20 protein-coding genes are annotated in these 23,313 nt (G+C 35.2%); 5 read left to right on the top strand and 15 right to left on the bottom strand.

The features are described 5' to 3' along the window. Positions 1-102 precede the first annotated feature (102 nt). The 3 genes from MHI40_RS08590 (at position 103) to MHI40_RS08580 (ending at position 3,055) form a co-directional block, all read left to right on the top strand. The gene (locus tag MHI40_RS08590; RefSeq protein ID WP_340762283.1) at positions 103-1,773 is read left to right on the top strand and encodes a ribonuclease J; all 1,671 of its coding nucleotides are present in this window, start codon (positions 103-105) and stop codon (positions 1,771-1,773) included. Positions 1,774-1,792: 19 nt separating this feature from the next. Continuing rightward, a complete protein-coding gene (locus tag MHI40_RS08585; protein WP_093534234.1) occupies positions 1,793-2,044 on the top strand; it encodes a (4Fe-4S)-binding protein in 252 nt (83 codons plus the stop codon). Positions 2,045-2,215: 171 nt separating this feature from the next. Further along, on the top strand, positions 2,216-3,055 hold the full coding sequence (locus tag MHI40_RS08580; protein ID WP_340762282.1) for a GNAT family N-acetyltransferase: 840 nt from the start codon (positions 2,216-2,218) through the stop codon (positions 3,053-3,055). A gap of 46 nt (positions 3,056-3,101) precedes the next feature. Here the strand turns inward: MHI40_RS08580 and MHI40_RS08575 are convergent, their stop codons facing one another. Beyond that, positions 3,102-3,644 (bottom strand): GNAT family N-acetyltransferase, encoded by a 543-nt coding sequence (locus MHI40_RS08575; RefSeq protein WP_340762281.1) that lies wholly within the window; start codon positions 3,642-3,644, stop codon positions 3,102-3,104. Positions 3,645-4,079: 435 nt separating this feature from the next. Here MHI40_RS08575 and MHI40_RS08570 point away from each other — a divergent pair, with 435 nt between their 5' ends. Further along, positions 4,080-4,832 (top strand): hypothetical protein, encoded by a 753-nt coding sequence (locus MHI40_RS08570; protein ID WP_340762280.1) that lies wholly within the window; start codon positions 4,080-4,082, stop codon positions 4,830-4,832. Between the two features lie 244 nt (positions 4,833-5,076). Here the strand turns inward: MHI40_RS08570 and MHI40_RS08565 are convergent, their stop codons facing one another. The 7 genes from MHI40_RS08565 to MHI40_RS08535 all read right to left on the bottom strand — a co-directional run bounded on the left by MHI40_RS08565 (position 5,077) and on the right by MHI40_RS08535 (position 13,453). Continuing rightward, complete coding sequence (locus tag MHI40_RS08565; RefSeq protein ID WP_093534240.1) at positions 5,077-5,262, bottom strand: hypothetical protein; 186 nt, start codon at positions 5,260-5,262, stop codon at positions 5,077-5,079. 178 nt (positions 5,263-5,440) lie between these two features. After that, entirely contained in the window at positions 5,441-6,472 is a 1,032-nt protein-coding gene (locus MHI40_RS08560) for a LacI family DNA-binding transcriptional regulator (RefSeq protein ID WP_340762279.1), read from the bottom strand. A 47-nt stretch (positions 6,473-6,519) separates the two neighbouring features. Then, positions 6,520-8,184, bottom strand: a complete 1,665-nt coding sequence (locus MHI40_RS08555; protein ID WP_340762278.1) for a glycoside hydrolase family 13 protein — start codon at positions 8,182-8,184, stop codon at positions 6,520-6,522. A gap of 74 nt (positions 8,185-8,258) precedes the next feature. Further along, positions 8,259-9,788: an alpha-amylase family glycosyl hydrolase gene (locus MHI40_RS08550; protein WP_340764445.1), complete on the bottom strand. Its 1,530-nt coding sequence runs from the start codon at positions 9,786-9,788 to the stop codon at positions 8,259-8,261. A 34-nt stretch (positions 9,789-9,822) separates the two neighbouring features. After that, entirely contained in the window at positions 9,823-10,665 is an 843-nt protein-coding gene (locus tag MHI40_RS08545) for a sugar ABC transporter permease (RefSeq protein ID WP_340762277.1), read from the bottom strand. Then, complete coding sequence (locus MHI40_RS08540; protein WP_093534248.1) at positions 10,665-11,945, bottom strand: carbohydrate ABC transporter permease; 1,281 nt, start codon at positions 11,943-11,945, stop codon at positions 10,665-10,667. The genes MHI40_RS08545 and MHI40_RS08540 overlap by 1 nt, the downstream gene beginning before the upstream one ends. A gap of 203 nt (positions 11,946-12,148) precedes the next feature. Beyond that, positions 12,149-13,453, bottom strand: coding sequence for an extracellular solute-binding protein (locus MHI40_RS08535; protein ID WP_093534250.1), 1,305 nt, complete (start codon positions 13,451-13,453; stop codon positions 12,149-12,151). A 354-nt stretch (positions 13,454-13,807) separates the two neighbouring features. On the opposite strand from MHI40_RS08535, the gene MHI40_RS08530 reads away from it, so the two are divergent. Then, positions 13,808-15,553 carry a glycoside hydrolase family 13 protein gene (locus tag MHI40_RS08530; RefSeq protein ID WP_340762276.1) on the top strand — a complete coding sequence of 582 codons (1,746 nt, stop codon included), beginning with the start codon at positions 13,808-13,810 and terminating at the stop codon, positions 15,551-15,553. Between the two features lie 294 nt (positions 15,554-15,847). Here the strand turns inward: MHI40_RS08530 and MHI40_RS08525 are convergent, their stop codons facing one another. The 7 genes from MHI40_RS08525 to MHI40_RS08495 all read right to left on the bottom strand — a co-directional run bounded on the left by MHI40_RS08525 (position 15,848) and on the right by MHI40_RS08495 (position 23,177). Continuing rightward, positions 15,848-16,804, bottom strand: coding sequence for a tyrosine-type recombinase/integrase (locus MHI40_RS08525; protein ID WP_340762275.1), 957 nt, complete (start codon positions 16,802-16,804; stop codon positions 15,848-15,850). Between the two features lie 223 nt (positions 16,805-17,027). Then, the gene (locus MHI40_RS08520; RefSeq protein ID WP_340762274.1) at positions 17,028-18,149 is read right to left on the bottom strand and encodes a GerAB/ArcD/ProY family transporter; all 1,122 of its coding nucleotides are present in this window, start codon (positions 18,147-18,149) and stop codon (positions 17,028-17,030) included. Positions 18,150-18,177: 28 nt separating this feature from the next. Then, positions 18,178-18,399, bottom strand: a complete 222-nt coding sequence (locus MHI40_RS08515; protein ID WP_340762273.1) for a hypothetical protein — start codon at positions 18,397-18,399, stop codon at positions 18,178-18,180. Positions 18,400-18,409: 10 nt separating this feature from the next. Next, positions 18,410-19,603 (bottom strand): Ger(x)C family spore germination protein, encoded by a 1,194-nt coding sequence (locus MHI40_RS08510; RefSeq protein ID WP_340762271.1) that lies wholly within the window; start codon positions 19,601-19,603, stop codon positions 18,410-18,412. Next, positions 19,596-21,212: a spore germination protein gene (locus MHI40_RS08505; RefSeq protein ID WP_340762270.1), complete on the bottom strand. Its 1,617-nt coding sequence runs from the start codon at positions 21,210-21,212 to the stop codon at positions 19,596-19,598. The genes MHI40_RS08510 and MHI40_RS08505 overlap by 8 nt, the downstream gene beginning before the upstream one ends. Before the next feature lie 212 nt (positions 21,213-21,424). Next, positions 21,425-22,240, bottom strand: coding sequence for a YitT family protein (locus MHI40_RS08500; RefSeq protein ID WP_322788049.1), 816 nt, complete (start codon positions 22,238-22,240; stop codon positions 21,425-21,427). Positions 22,241-22,382: 142 nt separating this feature from the next. Then, positions 22,383-23,177 (bottom strand): DUF4097 family beta strand repeat-containing protein, encoded by a 795-nt coding sequence (locus tag MHI40_RS08495; RefSeq protein ID WP_340762269.1) that lies wholly within the window; start codon positions 23,175-23,177, stop codon positions 22,383-22,385. Between the last annotated feature and the right edge of the window lie 136 nt (positions 23,178-23,313).

The raw sequence follows: 23,313 nt of genomic DNA, 5'->3' as shown, positions 1-23,313 counted from the left end.
ATGTACTTCTTCTTCCCTTTGCCTTAAGGAAATTTAAAAACCCCTTATAAAAGTGGGATAAGAGGCAATACTTAGAAGAGCATTTTTGAATGGAGGATAAGGATGAATACTACTAACAGTAAAGTATCTATTTTTGCATTAGGTGGAGTAAATGAAATAGGGAAAAATATGTATGTCATTCAATCGGATGACGATATAGTGGTCATCGACTGTGGTTCCAAGTTTCCCGATGAAACCCTGCTAGGTATAGATTTAATCATTCAGGATATTTCCTACTTATTGGAGAATGAGGATAAAGTAAGAGGGTTAATCATTACACATGGTCATGAAGATCATATTGGTGGTATCCCCTACTTTCTGAAACAACTTAATGTACCGATTTACGCAACCAATTTAACGGTAGGCCTAATCGAAATTAAATTGAAGGAGCATGGGTTATTAAGAAATACACAACTATTTTTAATAGACTCCGACTCCAAACTGAGACTAGGAACCATTAAGACATCTTTCTTCCGAGTTAGTCACAGTATACCTGATTGCCTAGGTGTAGCATTTCATACTTCACAAGGAACAATTGTACATACAGGAGATTTTAAATTTGATTTAACACCTGTAGATGAACAATATCCGGATATTCATAAGATGGCCGAGCTTGGCAACAAGGGCGTGTTACTGCTCCTATCAGAAAGTACGAATGCCGAAAGACCAGGATTTACTGCTTCCGAACAAAAAATTGCTGCACAAGTTGAAGAAGCGTTTCGAAATGCACCACGGAAGATTTTCATCTCTACCTTTGCCTCCAATGTGCATAGGGTACAGACAATAGTAAATGCTGCTATTAAGACCAATAGGAAGATTGCATTATTAGGGAGAAGTATGGTTAATGTAGTAGCTGTTGCGATGGAACGAGGGTATTTAACTATTCCCGAAGACATGCTAATCGATCAAAACGAAATTAATACGATGAATCCTGAGAATGTTGTGATCTTGTGCACAGGGAGCCAAGGAGAACCGATGGCTGCCTTGTCTCGCTTAGCAAGTTCAAGCTACCGTAATGTAGAGGTACTTCCGGAGGACACGATTATTTTCGCAGCTGGACCAATTCCTGGCAATGAAAAGAGTATTACAAGAATTATAGACAACTTATATACTTTAGGTGCTCATGTTATATACGGCTCTGGTAATGTTACTGGCATGCATGTATCAGGTCATGCTTGCCAAGAAGAACTCAAACTGATGCTTACTTTGATGAAACCAAAATACTTTATTCCTATTCATGGCGAATATCGTATGCTCCATCACCATCAGTTGTTAGCAGAATCTGTTGGTGTAGAACGAAATAATATATTTATCGTTCAAAACGGGGATGTCGTGGACATTGTAGATGAAAAAGCTGTTCATACGAGAAGCATTGAAGCTGGAAATGTATTTGTCGATGGGTTTGGTATTGGAGACGTTGGGGAAATTATATTACGAGATCGAAAATTGCTTTCAGAGGATGGGATGTTAGTTATTGTTACCACTTTAAGCAAAGCAAATAACAAGATTATTTCAGGACCGGATACAATTTCTCGTGGATTTGTCTATGGTCCTGAGTCTGAAGAGCTTATAAAAGAAGTTAACCAAAATGTACGATCTACTATTTCGAAAACAAGGGATACAAACAAAAACCAACGTGTTCTAAAACAAAACATTAAAAAATCTCTAGAAAAGCTGTTATATAGTCGAACTAAAAGAAAACCTATGATACTTCCTATAATTATCGAATTGTAAACAAATTGGAGGTAACCCTATGGCAGATACAGAAGAAGACTTAATCAAACTAGGATATAAAAAATATTACGGAGATGAATTAGATATATACTTTCATCCCATAAAATGTACACATGCTGCAAACTGCATTAAATACCTCCCTTCTGTTTTTGATGTAAACAATAAGCCATGGATTTATCCAAACGGAGCACTTAGAGAAGATGGCAAAAGAGTCGTTCAAAATTGCCCCAGTGATGCGCTACGATTTATCGATAAAAGAACCGTTCATTAGAATAATTTTCTAATGAACGGTTCTTATTTTTCAGAAAAAACATATTATTTTAAGCTGATTCGTTATATATTAATAAAGTGAGTTAATTTCATAATAGTAATAATATCTGGATTAAGTTGATTTTCGCTTTCCACGGCCCTTGGACAGCACTTATATCGACAAGAATATACTATGAATACAAAAGGAGCACTTATGCTAACTACTAAACAATTAGAAGATATCGAGGCACTGCAAAAAGAATGTGAACTACATGATAAACTTCAGCTGAAGTTAAATTGGGATATGCTGAAAACACGTACGGATAATCATTATGACTTCTTCCTATATGACAACGATGTACTGATAGCTTTTCTAGGTTTATATCCTTTTGGTACGACAGTTGAGGTTTGCGGAATGGTTAAACCGACGGACCGCAGAAAACATCATTTCTCCAATTTATTTGAAGAAGCTATGGCTGTTGCAAAAATACAGGGCTTTCATAAAATATTGTTGAACGCTCCTGCTGGTTCTGACGAGGCAAAAGCATTTTTGAAACATTATAAAGCAGTGTATTCCTTTTCAGAACATCAAATGAAATGGGAACCAAGAGAACTGGAAGAAGTATCTGGATTCACCTTACGGAAAGCTGAGCAAAAAGACCTTCCCTTACGTGTTCAGTTAAATATTGAATCATTTGGATTAGATGACGAAAGTTCCTTAGAAATAGAAAACCGAGTTGACTTAGAAATGGATAACAGCGTGTATATCATCGATACACATGAACAATCTGTAGGTAAAATAAGAGTTAAGGTTGAAGACGAGGAAGCTTGGATATACGGTTTTAGTATACTTCCCCACTTCCGTGGCAAAGGAATTGGACGAAAAGTATTACAATCTATCGTTAAGAAATATGCATCTCAAGGTAATTCTCTCCACTTAGAAGTCGAAACGGAAAATATGCATGCGTTAAGTTTATATGAATCTATTGGATTTCAAATAGTCCACGCACAAGATTACTACATATACAAATAATTCAAACCCTGATATAACGTTAACTTAGTTACATCAGGGTTATATTTTACTTTTTCCAATCGTTTGCGAGCATTCCATAAACCACATGATCCACATAATGGTCATATAGCCACTCTGCCTGCCTTACACAGCCTTCTTCCTGAAAACCTAATCTGTCTGGAATAGCCCTACTTTTTTTGTTTTCTACAGCTGCGCGAATTTCTACACGATTTAATTGTAATTCTACTACTGCATAATCCACAAAAGCCTCTACTGATTTTGTCATTAACCCTAATCCCACATAATCATTTCCTAACCAATACCCAATACTCGTTGATTTGTTATTCCAATCAATTTTATGGAAACCAATTACTCCAGCAAGATTGCCGTCATACCAAATACCCGCTTGAAAGCCGTTATTCTCACTAAACTGCTTCATAGTCGATTGGATGAACATCTTCGTGTCTTCAGAAGTACGAGTAAAATCAATAAATGGTAACCATTCTCTTAACGTATCCTTCGATTGAACAGTTAATGCGAACAAATGTTCAGTGTCCCGTAAATCGAGCATTTTTAAGCAAGTTTGGTCATTAATTTTGTATGAAAACATGAATTTCCTCCTTTTTCACATCTTTTAGTTTACATAATATTATTATGTAAACATTTAAACGTGTTTTTTTGCAAGTCACTAAATATTCTGTCTAAATATAGATCTAGTTTGTAATATAACATATTCTCTTCAAACAAAACCATAGAATTTTTTCTAACAAGATTTCCTATTGAACTACATCTCTGTTTTCGTTTTGCTGAATGGTCTCATATTAAATTATTATTGAAATATAATTATTATTTTGTATGTAATTGCATATAATTTAATATTAATAGAGACAATGAGGTGAGAAAAATAAATCATCTAAATACAAACAAGGAAAAGAGGACATTTTTTCAATGGCTTAACTTTTTGATTCCATACTTTTATACAGCGGGAATTACGCTTATAATATCGTGGATGGTTATTGCATCCATACTGATTGGTTTTAATATATTGAATGAAAATCCAAAAGCTTTTTTTCTTCAAAATGAAAATACTAGCCCAACAAATGCAAGTGGAACGGCGTTTTCGATTATTGTCCAGCCCTTTGTGGAATCCAATTTTAATCAAATCATTTTTCGGGGAATCTTTCTTCTTTTCATTTGGTTGCTTTTATTTCTCACTATACCCGTTGCTTTTAAGCGTTTAAAAAGATTTAAGTTCTTAAATCTTGAATTTGAGGTAGATAATATTGAACAGGCTGCTATAGAAACAGTTGAAATCAGCGGTACTAAAGCAAGACTTATGGCGTACTTCACTGGAGATGATGCATCAGGACGGACCCTAGATTTTTTATCTCAATCTACTATAGATTTTAAGGAAGTACTAGAATATTTCCTAGCTGAAACTCAATTAGGATACAAAAATCATCCAATTAATGGTGTCTTTACGTATAAAATATACAATGGTCCAGCACCTGAAAAATTGCATGTGTTAGTAGAAGAATCGAAAGAATCTGGGGAATCTGCGGTTTACAACAAAATCGATGAGGATAATTTATGGAAGAAAAGCTATCTTGTTTTGTATTTCCCTTATAATCATACTGAGTACATTACTGTAATAGAAAGTTATTCCTATTCATTTGATATTTTAGACAAATATTTATTTGAACTGCTCCATAAAACTATTAGTAAAAACCTAGAAAATATTGAGTATATGGTCGCCTTAACAAATAATGATGAGGATACGAGCGTAGAAAACTCTTGATCAAAATTATGTATCATCGAGAAAGGACTGATAAATATCGTAAGTGTAAATACTCCGATCAATACCGAAGAAGTTAAAAAACGTGCAACAAGAAATTTAAGCCGATTTAGCGCAAGACAAAAAAATAAAAATATTAAAGCTATAACCGGTGATATAGTAAAACCAATACACATTAGTAAATCAGAGCCATTGGTTAAACGAATGACATGTTATCAAAGAAATAATTAATGATTACCCACTTTATTTAAAGCGGGTAATTTTTTTTATGTTTTAAACTTTTCGAGTGTTTTTTTGCTATTTCTTGCATAATTGGCGAAGATCCTACTAAATCCGCTGCTTGTTTTATCGGCAAGCTTCTTAGATTTAACTCACTAATGCTCTTAAATTTTTCTCCCTTTAAATACCTTTTATAAATTTCTGATATCTTCATGGTGTATATACCCCCTTTTATACCACTAAGTCCGTATGTTTATAGTGTAGTATATTCGGGGCTTTCAAAAAGTTATTCAAATAAATGTGAAGAGCCTTCATATATTGCCTTTAGTCATAATTAGTTTACATAATATTATTATAAAGTGTCTTTTGAATATGTACTGTATATAAATGGATTATTCTACATCCGGGGCAACATCACATGACTGCCTGATAACAAGTGTATGCGGAATTATAATTCGCTTAACAGGATCATTTTCATTTTTTAAGAGTTGGATTAAATTACTTGCTGCCTGGTAGCCAAGTTCTTTTATATTAATATCAATAGAAGTAAGTGGTGGCCTAGACATCTCAGCAAACAACGCATTATTAAAGCTAACAATAGAAACTTCAGTAGGGATTTCTATTTGCATTTCAGTAAGTGTATTCACTACTCCGACTGCCATTAAATCGTCTGTTACAAGTAAAGCTGTTGGTGGAATAGTTCTTCTAAGCAGTGCTTTTACAGCTTCCTGCCCACCTTCACGAAGAAAGTCCCCATGAATAATATAATCCTCATTTATATCCATGTCAGATGCCCTAAGTGCCTCTTTATAGCCATTTAGACGATCTAATGTAACTGTTAAACTCGGACTTCCACCTATAAAGCCAATTTTACGATGACCGAGCCCTATTATATAAGCGGTAGCCTCTTTTGCAGCCATATAATTGTCGTTATCCACATGAGTAATCTTATCAACGAGGTCGTAAGGTTTTCCAATGACGACAAACGGAAATTTCCTTTTAGTTAAATACTCCATAATTTTATCGTCAATCATCGAATACAGAAGGATTATTCCATCTACTCTGCCACCTTGAACCATTTGTACGACCCCTTCATAAGAATCGAATTCTGTTTTACCACTGGTCATTTGCAATGCATAGTGATTATCATGTACACCTTCGCTTAATCCCTGTATAACCTCTGAAAAGAATGGATTTTGAAAAAACACGCCAGATGAGTGAGGTAAAACAAGACCTATCACTTTAGTCGACTGACTGGCTAGGCTACGGGCAATAAAATTCGGATGATATTTAAGTTCATCCATCGCGTCCCTTACTCGTGTCTTCGTGTCTTCGCTTATCCGGGGACTATTAGCAATCACCCGGGAAACAGTCGAAGGAGCAACTTTAGCCAGCTTCGCCACATCTTTAATTGTAATCGCCATTAGAAATTCCTCTCTCTCTCTCTTTCGCTAATCTTACATCGGTTATATTACTTATATAAGTATACTCTTACTTCAAATGGATTAAGAGTTATAGTCTCGGATAGCTGCTCCGGTGCATTCTCATAATTATATAGTATAAGATCTGTGTTACGTTTCGGTAAATGTTTTAACTTAAGTTCCGTAATTTGTTGTCTAAAATTACATAACACAAACGCAAACTGATCTCCTATTGTTCGTGAGTAGACGTATACATCGGGATGCTCTTCTTGTATCACATCATATTCTCCATACACAAATAGAGGATTTTCTTTCCTTACTTGAATCATCTTCTTATAGAAATGATAAATAGAATTCTCATCTCCTAATTGATTTGCAACATTAATCGTTAAATAATTCGGATTGACTTTCATCCACGGCTCACCTACTGAAAATCCGCTATTTAAAGTACTATCCCACTGCATCGGAGTTCTTGAGTTATCACGGCCATTCCGCCAAATAACCTCCATTACCTCTTCATGCGACTTACCGTTCGCTATTTCTAAATCATAAAAATTCTTCATGCCAATATCATCATAGTCATGAATAGATGGAAACTGAACGTTTGTCATGCCAATTTCCTGGCCTTGATAGATAAATGGAGTTCCTTGCATCAAGAAGTAGCAGGCAGCTAGCATTTTGGCACTTTCATTCCAGTACTCTTTGTCATTTCCCCAGCTCGAAACACTACGTGTCTGATCGTGATTTTCAAGGAATAGAGCATTCCATCCTTTTGAGTGTAATCCTTTTTGCCATTTAGTTAGAACTTGCTTTAAAGCAATAACATCTACTGAGTTATTTAGGTCCTTATTCCATAGTCCGAGATGTTCAAACTGAAAGATCATATTAAACTTTCCATTTACTTCTCCAACCCACTCGTCTGCCTCATCGATTCCTACTCCATTTGCTTCACCAACAGTCATAATATCGTATTTAGCAAAAGTTTCTTCTTTCAACTCTTTTAAATACTTTTGAATACCTGGTTGGTTCGTATGCATTTCAAAAGAGGAAACATATTTTTCAGCATTGGGATTTGGCATATCTGGTAACTCATCACGTTTCTTAATATGACTGATCGCATCTACACGGTAACCATCGATACCTTTGTCGATCCACCAATTCACCATATTAAATAGCTCATGACGCATCTCTGTATTTTCCCAATTTAAGTCAGGCTGTTTCGTGGCAAACAGATGGAGATAATATTGGTTCGTAAGTTCATCATGCTGCCATGCGCTTCCAGAGAAAATACTTTCCCAGTTATTCGGTTCTTGATCACCCTTACCATCCTTCCAAATATACCAATCCCTTTTAGGATTATCTTTAGAAGAACGAGATTCAATAAACCAAGGATGTTCATCACTTGTATGATTGATTACTAGATCAAGAATTAGTTTCATCCCTCTTGCATGAATTTCTTCTAATAACTCATCGAAATCATCCATATTGCCATACTGCTTTGAAATACCCTGATAATCGCTAATATCATATCCATTATCTGCATTAGGTGACTTATAGAAGGGACTGACCCAAATAACGTCTACTCCTAAGTCCTTCAAGTAATCTAATTTGGTAATGATTCCACGTAAATCACCTATTCCGTCACCATTGCTATCCATGAAACTTCTAGGATACACCTGATAACTTACTGCCTCTTTCCACCATTTTTCGTTCATGTCTATAGTACTCCTTTCGTGCTGCACATTCTTTCGTAAGTTATGACTACCTTTGGATTAAATTTAATAACAAATTATTGTTTTGTCCGTTTGAAGCGAAGGACCAAAAAAACTAATAATATTACTATTATTCCTATCACAATGCTCAAAACTAAACGATTATCTGACTTTTCATTGACGAACTCATATATTTCGGACTGTCCACTTTCCAGCTTGAACGTGTACCCATCCTCATTATTACCTGAGTTAACTAATTCACCAGCTAATAACCCTTTTAGCTGTTTCCCTTTTTCTATACCCTCATCTAAAGCAATCTTTTTAGCTTCTGACGTATTATTGATGGCTACTATTACGGTTTCATCCCCGTAAGTTCTCTTATAAAGAGTAAGTCCTGCATCATCCACTAAAAGTTTCATTTCTCCCCTTGTAAGAGATAACTGCTGCTGTCTAACAGCACCGAGTTTTTTTACAAACGTTGTCAATTCTTCATCTGCTCCAAAATTCATCATTCGACGATTGTCTGGATCGTTTCCTCCGTCTAATGCTATTTCTGTCCCATAGTAGAAGATAGGAATGCCAGGAGCAGTATACATATAAGTTAGCGCTAGCTTTAACTGAGTAACCGGGTCTTGGTTATTTTGGATTGCTAAATTAGCGAACCTTTGCATATCATGATTATCCATAAATTGTCCTAGCAGTTCTGGTCGATCAAACAATTTGTTATTTCGCTCATTATTTGAAAATAACCATCCTAGAGACTGATTTGGTTTTTCAAAAGCTGCACGGAGACTTTCATTTTGCGAAAAATCCATGAAACCATCAATCCCAGTTTCCTCATATCCAGCTACTATATTAGGGTTATCATGCCAAACCTCTCCTATAAGAAAGAATGATTCTTTCACCGTTTTAAGTTCAGCAGAGAAGTCCTTCCAAAACTCCTTTGGAACATGTTTAACTGTGTCGAGTCTGTAACCATCGATATCTGTTTCTTGAATCCACCATTTTGCTGCATCTATTAGGTACTTACTTACCTCTGGATTTTCTTGATCTAAATCGGGTAAATCATATAACCAACCGTTTTCAACTTCTTCTTGATCATTCCAATTAGAAATAGACTTTTTTTCATGAAACCAATCATTTTTGGTAGAATCATTAAGCCACTCATGATTTGGTCCAACATGGTTAACGACAAAATCTAAAATGACTTTTATATCGCGTTTGTGCGCTTCGGTTACAAGTGTTTTAAACTCTTCCATGGAACCAAAATAGGGATTCGTTTGATAGAAATCCTTAATCCAGTATCCATGATAACCGTTATTCATATTTTCAAATATGGGAGTTAACCAAATTGCTGTATAACCCATTTCTTTTATATAATCTAGCTTGTCGGTAATTCCTTGAAAATCCCCACCATGATAAGCAAGTGGATCGTTAATGTTAGCGTCTTTGTCATTACTCGTATTTCCACTGTTAAATCGGTCCACCATAATCATGTATATAACCTCATCCTGCATCCGTTTCTCCTCACTTGCTAGAGATTGCTGCGGATTTGATACGGCAATTACAAGAAATAATAAAATGAATAGCACTCTACCTTTAGTCATGGTCATCGTAAGCAACTTCTTTCCTTTGAAGTCATTAACCCTTCGTACCACCAGCAGTTAAACCAGAGATAAAATACTTTTGGAATGATAGGAAAAGTATTGTAATTGGGATTGCGATTAAAACAGACCCCGCTGCAAATGTAGTAAACTCATTCCCAAACTGTTTGGAAACTAGTTCGTATAGGCCTACACCCATTGTGAACTTCTCTTCACTACGTAACATAATACGAGCAAGTATGAAATCACCAAATGGAGCGATGAATGAAAATAATGCTACTACTGCTAAAATTGGTTTTGATAAAGGCATGATAATTTGCCAAAAAATGCGTAAATGACCCGCTCCATCCATACGTGCAGATTCATCCAGTTCTTTTGGAATCGTATCCAAATAGCCTTTCATTAACCAAGTATTCATTGGTATTTGACCACCAACATAAATAAGTATTAAACCAACATGCGTATCTAGCAGTCCAGTTCGCTGAGCAAGTACAAAGATGGCAATAAGTGCCGCGAAGTTTGGAATCATCTGTAGGACTAAAAAGGTAAGAAGTCCATTTTTTCTTCCGATAAATCTGTAGCGTGAGAAAGCATATCCAGTAAAAGCGACACTTAATACCGCAAATACCATCGTTATTAAACTTATCTTCATCGAGTTTAAATACCATAAAACGTAATTAGAGTTTTCTATGTCAAATAAGCTCTTATAGTGCTTAAGTGTAGGATTTTCTGGAAACATTGTTGAACCTGATAGACTTTGTCCCGGGTTAAAGGAAGATCCCAGTACCCATAATAAAGGGTAAACAACAATGACTACAGCAATTAGAAGAATAAGATAAGAAACTGACAATCTGATTATTTTCTCAGTTTTATTAGTCATTACATCATATCCTCCTCTTTAAATGAATTAGTTCGTTTGAATTGCCATAACGCTACCGTAATAACAATAAGTGATAGTAGCATCGTTATTGCAGCTGCTTTCCCATATTGTCCAGAAGTCATCGTCAATTGATAAATCCAAGAGATTAAGATATCTGATCCACCGGCATTTTGACCTGGTAAAGCCGGACCACCACCGTTAAATAGGAAGATGACATTGAAATTATTAAAGTTAAATGTATATTGCGTGATCAGAATTGGCGCCGTTGCATACAGTACCATTGGTAAAGTAATACCTCTGAATTTCTGGAAGATAGAAGCTCCATCTACATTTGCGGCCTCATATAACTCATTTGGAATAGATTGTAGCACCCCAGTTGTCATTGCGAAGATGAATGGGAAACCAAGCCATGATTGTATTAAAATCAGTGCAAATCGAGTCCATAATTCTTCTGTCATCCATGGAATTGCATCAATTCCTAACATACTCAGTATTTGCGTATTAATAACGCCGAACGATTCGTTGAACATCCCTGAAAAAATTAGGATTGACACAAATGCTGGTACTGCCCACGGCAATATTAATATTGTGCGGAAAAAAGCTTTCCCTTTTAAATCCTTTTGATTGATGACAACGGCTAAAAAGACCCCGATCACAACCTGCAAAGTGGTTGCTCCAAATGTCCAAACAATTGTCCAACCGAGTACACCAAAGAATGTAGACCTCCAAAGGTCTAATTTGAATATATCAATATAGTTTTGAATTCCTACCCAATCTACCAGTTTTGCTGGTGGTGAATGGTATAAATCATAGTTTGTAAATGAGAGAAGAATTACAAAGATTATTGGGAAAATAACTACGAAGATTAATAATAAAAATCCTGGGGAAATCATTAGATAAGGAAAACCGTTATCCAAAAGATTGTGATACTGCTCCCTCACGCTATTTAATAGGAAACCCTCATCTCGTTTTTTTCCATTGTGGTAAGCATCATATATATTGAAAGCATAAATTCCAAGACCTATGATTGCTACCAACAAGGCGATAATTCCATCGATTAATAAGAATATGGAATGATCAAGCTTTGGAATTTCTCCAAGCGTAATAAGACCCCAGAATCCCCAGTTTAGCGTTTGAGAAAAACTACTAAAGAATGCGACTGTTAATACTAAAAAGATAATTCCTTTGACAAACTGTTTATTATAAAATTGTCCAAAACCTGGGATGATGGATAATAACCCAGCATTTTTTCTATGTTTGGTTGTGACATTACTGTTCATTGTAGTTGTCGCCTCCTTCTTTCCTATGAAAGAGAATACTCTCCTATTTTCACATGGATTTCCTTACAACATTGACACTCATACATAATAGAGAAGCAAAGGCATATGACCCCTTAAAGGAAACATGCCTTTGCCTTGTTTGAGAATTAGTAAGTTTGCGCTAATACTCGCTGAACTAGCTCGAGCGCTTATGCTGTTCTAAGTTATTGTGGATGGTTAGTTTCTATATTTGTTTTGATCGTTTTAACTGCATCGTCCATTGCAGCTTTTGGTTCTGCCTTACCAGTTGCAAGGGTTTGTAGTGCAGATGCTGCAGGTCCCCATACTTCCGCCATTTCTGGAATATTAGGCATAGGTATTGCGTATTGGGATTGAAGTGCTACTGCTTTTGCCCCTTCATTGTCCGCAATAATCGGATCTTCAATCAATGTTGTAACTGGTGGAATCTCTTGTGTTAATTCAAAACGAATTTTTGCATTCTCTTCATTTGTTAACCATTCTATTAATTTAGTTGACCAATATGGATGTTCTGTAAATGCGGATACATGCCATCCTTTAACTCCCATAAATGTCTTCATATGCTCACCATTTGGTAAGGTTGGCATTGCAGCTACTCCAATATCAATCCCAGCGTCTTTCATCCCTTGGAATGCCCAAGGACCGTCCATTACAGATGCGACTTTCCCTTCATTGAATAGACCATCTTTCGCTGATCCACCGCTATCCCCTATAATTCCTTTAGGGAATAAACCTTCTGCATACCATTTTTGAATATATTCTGCACCAGCTATACCGCCTTCATTGTTTAAACCAACATCATCTCGGTCAAGGGCTCCATCATTCTCTTTGAATACATATCCCCCCATACCTCCAAAGACTCCGTGTGCAAAGTAGAAGTCATCCCATTTTGCTAAGAATCCAAACTTTTTACCATCTGTAAATTCATTTGCAAAAGCATAAACTTCATCCATTGTTTCTGGAGCTTCCTCCATTAAAGCCTTATTGTAAATAAATACTGGTGTCTCTGTAGCTTTTGGTAAACCGTATAATTTTCCATCATATTTCTGTGCAGTCACAGCTGATTCACTGAAAGTAGAAAGGATTTCATCACTTACTTCAATTTCCTGAAGCAACCCTTCTGTCACAACTTGACCAATTTGATCATGAGGTAAAGTAACTACGTCTGCACCAGTTCCCGAAGGACCATCTAAACGTAGCTGATCACGCATTTTATCCGCCATACCTAATTCTTTAAATTCAACCTTAATACCATATTCCTTTTCGAAAGATTCGATAGCAGGTTTTAGAGCGACAGATTTATCTGTATCCTCCCAAACTATAAGTGTTTCAGGTTTTGCTGGTTCTTCTGAAGATTCAGCCCCAGTTTCTGTTTCTGTTTCTTTTTCATCTGTTTTCGCAGGAGTTGTTTCCTCCCTTTTCGGTCCACATGCAACTAATAATGCCAATGTAATAATGAGCATGAACAACAAAGTTAATGACTTTTTCATTTGTACCCCTCCTATTTTTTGGTTTAAACCTACGCTAAGTTGGACAAACGCTTGCACATTTCAGCAAAAGAAAGCGCTATCATAAGTTGCTAAAAATAATTTCTTTCAATTACTTATAAGTCTATATATAAGATTGAAAGAATAATATATTAGTAATGAATCTATGAAAACGATTGCACAACTCATAATTTTATTATACATTTATTTGAGAAGGAAACAATCTATTTTTTATAAATATTATAAATATTAAAATTTTTTTAATATAACGCTTCTTCTCCTTCTATGCTCACTACATTGAGCGTCTATATTTAAATTACTTGGAAGTAAAATAATTCGTTTTAAAGGAGATGTATAATGGAGAAAACTGCTATTTTTCACCGTCCCACCGATAACTTCGCTTATTTACTAGATGATCGAACACTACAATTACGACTTAAGACAAAAAAAAATGATGTTACTTCTGTTTCGTTAATATTTGGTGATCCTTATATTTGGAGAAATGGCGAATGGCAATTTTCTAAAATGCCTATGAACTTAGTTGGAAACGATGGTTTACATGATTATTGGGAAACTGAAGCATTTGCAGCAACCAAACGATTACGCTACGGCTTTCAGTTAACTTCTTTAACGGAGGAAACAATATATACAGAAAAAGGTTTTTTTGACAGTATACCAACTGACAGTGATTATTATTTTTGTTTTCCGTATTTACATGAGAATGAACTGTTCCAAGCGCCCCAGTGGGTAAAAGACACTGTTTGGTATCAAATATTCCCAGAACGTTTTGGCAACGGAAATCCTTCTATTAATCCCAAAAATACAAAAGCTTGGGGCAGTGAACCCCCTGCAGTTAATAACTTCTTTGGTGGTGACTTCGCCGGCGTAACAGCACATTTAGACCACCTCACGGATATAGGGGTAAATGGTATTTATTTTACTCCAGTATTCGAAGCCTCCTCCAATCATAAATACGATACGATTGACTATATGGAGATAGATCCTCAATTTGGGGATGCAGATGCATTAAAAGAACTAATAACACAATGCCATAGCCGCGGCATTAAGGTAATGCTGGATGCCGTATTTAATCATAGCGGTTATTACTTCCCTCCCTTCCAGGATGTCCTAAAGAACGGAGAAAGCTCACTTTATAAAGATTGGTTCCACATCCACAGCTTCCCCGTTCTAGGAGGAGAAAAGCCAAACTATGAGGCTTTTGGTTTTGTAGATTCTATGCCCAAGCTGAATACTGCTAATCCAGAAGTTAAAAAATACTTACTGGAAGTAGGTACCTATTGGATAAATGAATTTGATATTGACGGTTGGAGACTTGATGTTGCAAACGAAGTAGACCAACCTTTCTGGCGCGAGTTTAGAAAAACTGTTAAAGAAGCAAAACCGGATGTTTATATTCTTGGAGAAATATGGCATGATTCAATGCCATGGCTTAGAGGAGATCAATTTGATGCGGTGATGAATTATCCCTTTAAAACAAATGTATTAAATCTTCTGGCAAAAAACAGCATTAATTCAAAACAATTTGCAGAGAATATGAGTAAGGTATACTACAGTTACCCGAAAACTGTGTTTGATTTCACTTTTAATCTTGTTGGTAGCCATGATACTGCTAGAATTCTTACAGAATGTAATGATAATATTAATATAACGAAACAAGTATTTACTATTCTTTTAACCTTTATGGGAACTCCATGCCTCTATTATGGCGATGAAATAGGCCTTACAGGTGGCCAAGATCCCGGCTGTCGTGAATGTATGGACTGGGATGAAAATAATCACCAGCTAGAGTTAAAAAATCATATCCAAACGCTGATAGCACTACGAACTAAAGAAAAACTACTTGCCAATGAAGGCTCCATAACATTCGTACATCCTACGGAGGCAAATGGTATATTTGGGTATAAAAAGCACAACGCTACCAAAACAATTATCGTCTTACTTAATCCTAGTTCCGATGAGCAGCAATATGCACTGGATCGGGACCAAAAATATAACATACTGTATAGTTCTGGGTTATTAATAGAAGGGTCTAATGTCAGTATTTCTACAGAAGGATTTGGAATTATCGAATATAACCTCTAAAAAAACAAAAGCATAAGTGCCTATTTCCCGGCGAACACTAAAAAGCAATAAAGGCATAATTTGCCTTTATTGCTTTTCTAAGGTTATTCGTGGGGTTAGGAGCTGAAGACCTAATGAAAAATGGGCAAAAATGACAACCCATGACTACTGATCAATTTCAGGGATGCTAGTTGGTTGTGACGAAACTCATGACTAACTGGCAACCATTATTTTAGAATATTTTTTAATTAATTCTAGTTTACATAATACTATTATAGGCAACAAAAATATGTATTTAAAATGGAAAATTTATCCTCATTCTGCAGTAGTATGTTTTGCTTGTTGAAGGAAGTTGAATGGGTTGCTCTCCATTACATTTTGTATTTCTTTGTCTTCTACATGCGTATAAATCTGTGTAGTGGAAACGCTCGTATGACCTAGTATTTGCTGAAGACTTCTAATATCTGCTCCATTTTTGTACATGATTGTTGCGGAAGTATGCCTTAACTTATGAGGCGTTATACTTCCTTTGTTTAACCCTGATGCTACGTTGATTTGTTTCACTATTTTAGCTACAGTTTGCCGAGTGAGTCGTGTGCCTTTTTGAGAAAGAAACAAGGAATTATTTGTACTTGCGCCTTTTATGTATTGTCTTTCTTTTTCTTTATAATGTTGGATGGATTGGAGACAAGTGGAGTTCAAGAAAACCGTTCTTTCTTTATTTCCCTTCCCCACAACATGTAATACATTTCCTTGTATGGAGTTTATATTTAAGCTACATAATTCGGAAACACGAATTCCTAAGTTTAAGAAAAACATAATAATACTATAATTACGATAATAATGGCTCGTTTTCTTTATACCAGTGATGAACTGTATTGCCTCATGCTGATCCAAATAGATGGGTGTTTTTTTTGCTATCTTAGGTGATTCTAGCTCTTCTGCAGGATTATAATCTAATAATCTTCTTTTCCCTTTTAGGTATTTAAAAAACGATTTAATAGTTGCTGCTTTGCGAGCTCTTGATGCGGCACTATTTTGGCGCTGTACTTCACAATACTCCTGGAAAAGGTAGATATCTTCGAGCGTTATCTTTTGGATAAATTCAGGATCCACTTCCTTAATACTAATGCTTTGTATCTCGGTTATTGGCACATCATTTTCAACTGCTAATAAAAATCGGAAAAACAAAGTTAAATCATATTCATATTCTTTTCTCGTTCGTATTGATTTGCCTTTAATAGTCGTTAAATACACTAAAAAATCTTTCATAATTTTAGGTAATTCCTTTTGCATCAAACCACTTCCTCTACTACTTATATTACCACAAAATAAGGTTCCCAAATATGTATTTGGGAACCTTATTAAAATTCACTATGATTTTTCGTCGAAAATACATTTTTTTACCGTGACAATTACAAATATTAGGATGCTTCACATTAGCTCTGAGAGCGTTTTAACTTTTTCTTTGCGTATCATTGGTCATAACTCATCTCTAATTCGACTTTGCATAATCGGGGTCTTTTTTAAGCTTTTTCTTTCTTAATTGAAAAACAATGGTTGCTAATAGCGGGAAAATTAAGCCAATGACAAAAGTTATGGCAATTGCAATCTCTTCGTCAAATTTATATTGATATAAAATGTTCGGGAAAATGATAATAGAAAAGACTAGGATTATTGCTCCGGCCGGGAAAGTTAATACTCGGTATTCCTTTATATTCAATAGTTTACTTAAGGCCAGCACACCTGTGTAAAAATAAAGTGTAACTTTAAAAAATAGCGCAAGAGTCCACAAAAGAGCCATTAGACCTTCTATACGTGTTATAAAGTCTCCTACATTTATGACTTTCGCTAATGTATAACTTGGATATACTTGATGCTCGGTAGTATTTGAACCAAGTACGAAAATACAAAGCATGGTAATTGTGATAATTACAGCACCACCAATTAAAGTACCAATATAGAAATTTTTTCTACACTTTTTAATATCGCTAACAAATGCGGGAAAAATCATGAATAAGACAATGGCGTTAATACTAGAAACTGCCGTAACCTTGAAAGAAGAATTTAAAATTGAAGTAATATGAGCCTGAAAAAAGGGTTCTAAATTATCCAATTGGATTTGAGGTGATATACTCACAACTAGGATCATAAACAATAAGAAGAAAAAGAATAAAAAGATTTCAGCAGAACGCGCGATAGTTTGAATACCTAGACGAACCGCCAGAATAACAATAAGAACCATTAAAAGATTTATAAATGTTAAAGGTGTCTCGGGATACATTTGTGTAATTAAAAAAATACTTGACTGTGCAATAAGCGCCGAAGCATAAAGGAAAGCCATTAACACGAATAAGATAGAAATTAACTTCCCTACCAATTTTCCGAATATTTTTTCATTTACTTCGGTATAGGTTAGTTTAGGAAACCATAAACTAATTGTCGTAAAAAACCAGACAACTAATAGTCCTAAGAGATTACCGATTATTGCTGCAAGCCAAGCATCTTGTTTTACTGCAGTTGTAAGTGTAGAAGGAATATAGAGGATACTTGAACCTATCGTAAAAAAAATAACTAATACTAAAAATTGAAATGGCGTTATTTTATCTGTCTGCATCCCTCTACCCCCCTCATGCTTTACTCATTTATTTGACAAGACTTTCGAATGATTTCTCCATTATTGTAAACAGATCAACAGGGCTAGGTATTTTAATACCAACTGCTAATAAGATTAATAAAGTTACTCCTATAGATAGCAGTACTGAGTAGACAATCAATTCTTTTTTTTGTTTGTTCTTCCACATAGTTGGCACATCAATCAAGACAACGACAATAATTACCAATAATATTCCAATTACTTTTACCATACTGTTTTACTCACTTTTCTTTCTTGTCAATTGGATTTAAAACCGAACCAAAGTGACTAATTTGTACCTTAACTTCTACACTTACTGGCAATTCAGCAAATATTTCATCCCAATTAGCTTTAACTTTTTTCCATTGCTGTGGGTTTGATTTGTATATAGCAGCCCCAAAACCAAAAATGTCTGATTGATATTTTTGTTGAACTACTTTAATTGTTTCTTGAATCTCTTTTTTTACCACTTTCTCATATTCCTTTTGCAGCATTTCAATAGTTTTTTCCTTCGTTAAATCAATGTCACAACTAACCTCACCTAAATTTGCAACGATGTTCACTTTGATTTCTATTTCAGGATTATTACTCATTGTTTTACTTTTTATCTTTGAGTTATATTTTTTAGTATGAATAGAGACTTCCCCCCCGTCAGGGCATGTAACTAATCCAATAGTCCTTTTTACTTGATTTGTTGCCTCGTTAAAACCTCTACTTTCCTGCTCGTCTAACCACCCAACTAGTTTATCTTTTTTAAAAACAGCTAACTCTTTAAATTTTATTTTAGCATCGGGAATTATCATTTCGACATTTTGTTTGCTTGAGCCTTTCTTGGGATCTCCTAGTATCTCAACGCCAGTTAGTACGCCTTCTTTTCCATCACGTTCTAAATTTGTTTTTAGTTCAAAAAAGTTTACAGCAACTGTACTAGAGTAGTTAGCTTCTGATGTGTGTAGAATATTATAGAGTTCATTTGACGGAATTTGTTCCAAGGAGGTTTGTACATTTAATATTTCCTTTGCATCCCTTCCTTTAGAAACAATCATATAAAAGTCAGATCTCAGTTCCCATCCGCGTGATAAAAAATCGACAGTAGTTGCAATTCCCTCCTTTGCCAATTCTTCACTAATTACCACTACTCTTAGATGTCCCAAGTAGATAATCCGTGGGGACACTTGAGTGAGTTTTCGAATGGCTTCATTGACTGATTTTCCCGATGCTTCATAGAGTGTAACTGGAGAACTTCCCATCCCGCCCTTCATCGATAATTCAGTTGGTAAAACAACTTGAGCCGAAACATGATATTCATCGTCTTTTTTATCAATGGATATTGCAGTTGCAATGGCTAAATCATTAATTTCTCGCTTATCCCAACAACCCGTGAGCAATAAACTGATGAAAATGATACCTATAAGTTGTACAATCCTTCTAACCATTTTGAGACCTCTTCGAGTGAGAGCTTTTTTGGAAATTTACTTTTGTACGGCGCTGCCTTACTCTATTCTTTGAAATATAAGGCGGGCGTGTAAGTAAATCCCATATAGGAAATCGAACTATACTATCCTTAAGTCCAGTTAGATTTAACGGAGCTAACGGTGTCATATATGGAACACCAAAGGAACTAAGGCTACATACATGAAGAACTAATGCGATAAAACCGATAAGGATACCATATAAGCCAAATGATGCTGCTAAAGCCATAAATATAAATCGTAAAATCCGGCCAGCAATAGCAATGTCATAAGATGGAGAAACAAAACTAGAAATGGCGGTAATAGAAACAACAATTACCATTGCAGCAGAGATAAATCCAGCCTCTACTGCAGCGGTACCAATTACAAATGCACCAACTATGGACATAGCGGATCCAATAGCTCTAGGCATCCTTAATCCGGCCTCTCGCAAAATTTCAAAAGTAATTTCCATAATAATTGCCTCTACGAATGCAGGAAATGGGACTCCTTCTCGCTGGGCGGCCAAACTGATTAATAGTGCTGGCGGTATAATTTCATGGTGAAATGTGATTATCGATAAATATAGCGCTGGGACAAGTACGGAAACACCAAATGCAACAAATCTAAGTATTCGAATTAAACTAGCCATCACTGTACGTTGATAATAGTCTTCTGAAGACTGAAAGAACTCTGTAAATAGTGCAGGTACCATTAATACGAAAGGCGTCCCATCCACTAAAATAGCAATTCTACCTTCTAGTAAACCTGCTGCCACAGTATCTGGTCGCTCTGTATTAAATACTGTTGGAAATACAGTTAATTGCGAATCTTGTATAAACTCCTCAATATTTGCACTTTCCATAATGCCATCAATATCAATACGATTCATCCTATTACAAACTTCATCCACTACATTTTGTTCAGCTACACCATTTATGTACATTATGGAAATATTTGTTTTACTACGCCTACCGACTTCCTTACTAATCATCCATAGATTTTCATCTTTAATAATTCGACGAACTAGTGCAGTATTCACGCGTAAGCTTTCAGAAAACCCCTCCCTAGGACCTCTGATAACCGTTTGTGCTGTTGGTTCTGTGACTCCTCGACTTTCCCAGTATTTGTTACCAATAATGAATCCACTTGAAAAGCCATCTATTAAAAGAATTACATCCCCAGATAATAGAGAAGTGAATAATTGATCAAATTCACTTACATCCTTTAATTCTCCTACGGTTAGCGCAAAGTCCTTGAACAAAGTTAAAACAGGGGAATCCGCAGTTAAATTATTTTCAATATCTGTCTTTTTTATATCCATCATTAAAGTTTCCATGATAAAATTTTGTAAATTTTCTGAATTACTTAAACCATCTGTATAAATGATTCCAACCTTAATATTTCCTTCAGTACCCATTTTAACTTCACGAACAATAATATCAGCACTCTCGCCAAGTGTTTTTTTTATATATTGTATATTCTCTTTTAAACTTTTTTTTAATGAACTACTTTCTTCAACACTTTTAGGCTCACTTTTACTTGGAGGTGAAGGTTGAATAACGATTTTGCGTTTCTTTTTAAATAAACTCATATTCTTCCTCATTTTCCATTAAATTATGGTTCTTACCGGAAAGTGTTCCCAGTGCAGAAATTTTTATTCAACACTTATCTTTCATCATGAAAAAAACGAGAAATTACTTTTAAATACAAAAATACCGAGAGTTGTGTTAACTCTCGGCTTTTGATTTATTCTTATACTTTTATATGTTGTTATTTGGATAAGTAACAAGTGCATCTTGATATCTAATGAATATTCCGTGCAAAATTACCATCTACTTCAATCGTTTGTGTAATATTAATGAATGCCTGCTCATCATGTTTTCTAACAATTTGTTTGATTTGTGCCGTTTCATAACGAGTAACGACCATCATTAAAATATACTTTTTCTCTAGCGTATAGCCACCATAACCTTCTGTCACTGTGACGCCACGATAAATGCTTGCTAACAATTCCTGACGAATTGGTTCAGCGACCGTTGTTATAATTTGCATAGTTATTTTTTCATGATTAGTATAGATTGTATCAATCGCTTTACCAGTTAAATATATAGATAATAAGGTGTAGAGTGCTATTTCCCAGTTGAATATCATTCCTGAAATTAGCACAATCACACTATTCATTCCTGTGAGTAATAGTCCAACACTAAAATTACTTGAGCGAGAAATAATAATAGCTATTATATCCATACCACCAGAAGTACCCGAGTATTTCATAATAAGTCCTATTCCCACACCGCCTATAGCTCCGCCAAATATAGCTGATAGCAATATATTATCTGTAATTGACTCTGCTGGAATTACATAAAGAAATACAGATAACGATAACACACACACGAGGGTGTTAAGCGTAATTTGTTTCCCAAGCTTGTAATACCCTAATATCAAAAGAGGTACATTCATGACAAAATTGAGTATACCTGTATCAAACGGGGTTATCAATCCTACTAAAATAGCGATCCCACTAATTCCACTACTTAAAATTTCATGCGGCACTAAAAATGCATTAAACGCAAAAGCAATTATAAAGGAGCCTACTACTACAATTAGATTTTTTAACAATAGACTGCTCCTTTCTTCCATAAAAAAACTCGCCCACTAAGGACGAGTTTTTCTTCTACTAGAATCTTCTCTTCACAAATGATATAAGAAACAATTTAACAAAGATTAGGGTGTACGTCAATATATTGGTTTTCTTTCTTTGTTAATCTCCCTTTATTATAGAAATAACTCCATTATCTGTTCTTAAATCGATTATATTCTTGCCTTTACCAAAAACAGTTTTTTCATTGGCAGAACCAAAAATATTAATTCTTCCATTGTCTATATCCGCCTGAATTGTTGCATTTTTTGGTTCCGTCGTCGTATGAATATTTATAAGGCCATTATCGGTTTTGAAAGAGATGTCCCGGTCTAAATTATCCGTCACCATGGTAATTTGCCCGTTATCTGTTTTGGCTTCTATATCTCCTGATACATGGTGAAAGTCTATTTTTCCATTATCAGTTTTTACATAGACCTTTTTACTTTCCAGGTCCTCTAGCACTATTTTTCCATTATCAGTTTTGATATCGACATTGGCAATTTGAAGATTATTTACGGTAATTTGCCCATTGTCTGTATCCGTTGTTAACTCTTCATACTTTTCATCTGGAACAGATACAATAATTTTATTGTGAGAAGTATTTAATCCAATATTAATGCCGCCAAAAAATTTCTTTTTCTTTTCTACATGTAAAGTATTGCCTTTAACATATGCCTTTATTTTACTAGATGTGCCCTTTTTATTTTTAAATTCAACTTTCCCTTTAGAATCCGATGATTGAACTACTTCAATGGCTGTATTGTCGCCTATAATTTCTATGTTCGTGAACTTTTCGGCTATCTCAATTTCTTCTGATTTTTTGTTAGATCCCCCTGCAATATTCATCCCGATATTAATAGCTGCTCCTAAAATTATGACAATAATTGCGATGACACCAATCTTTTTTATACTCATTTCCGCAACCTCCTATTTATTTACCTTATACAGTTCATTATATAGATATGGATACCATTTCCTATGGTCTTCAGATGGGAAGTTCCCTCAGCCTTAAGATGTATTTGTATTAACCTGTTTAAGTTCTATGTAATTT

The sequence above is a fragment of the Psychrobacillus sp. FSL H8-0510 genome, from assembly GCF_038008345.1.
Lineage (GTDB): Bacteria > Bacillota > Bacilli > Bacillales_A > Planococcaceae > Psychrobacillus > Psychrobacillus psychrotolerans.
This window is presented reverse-complemented; position numbering and strand designations above follow the sequence as displayed.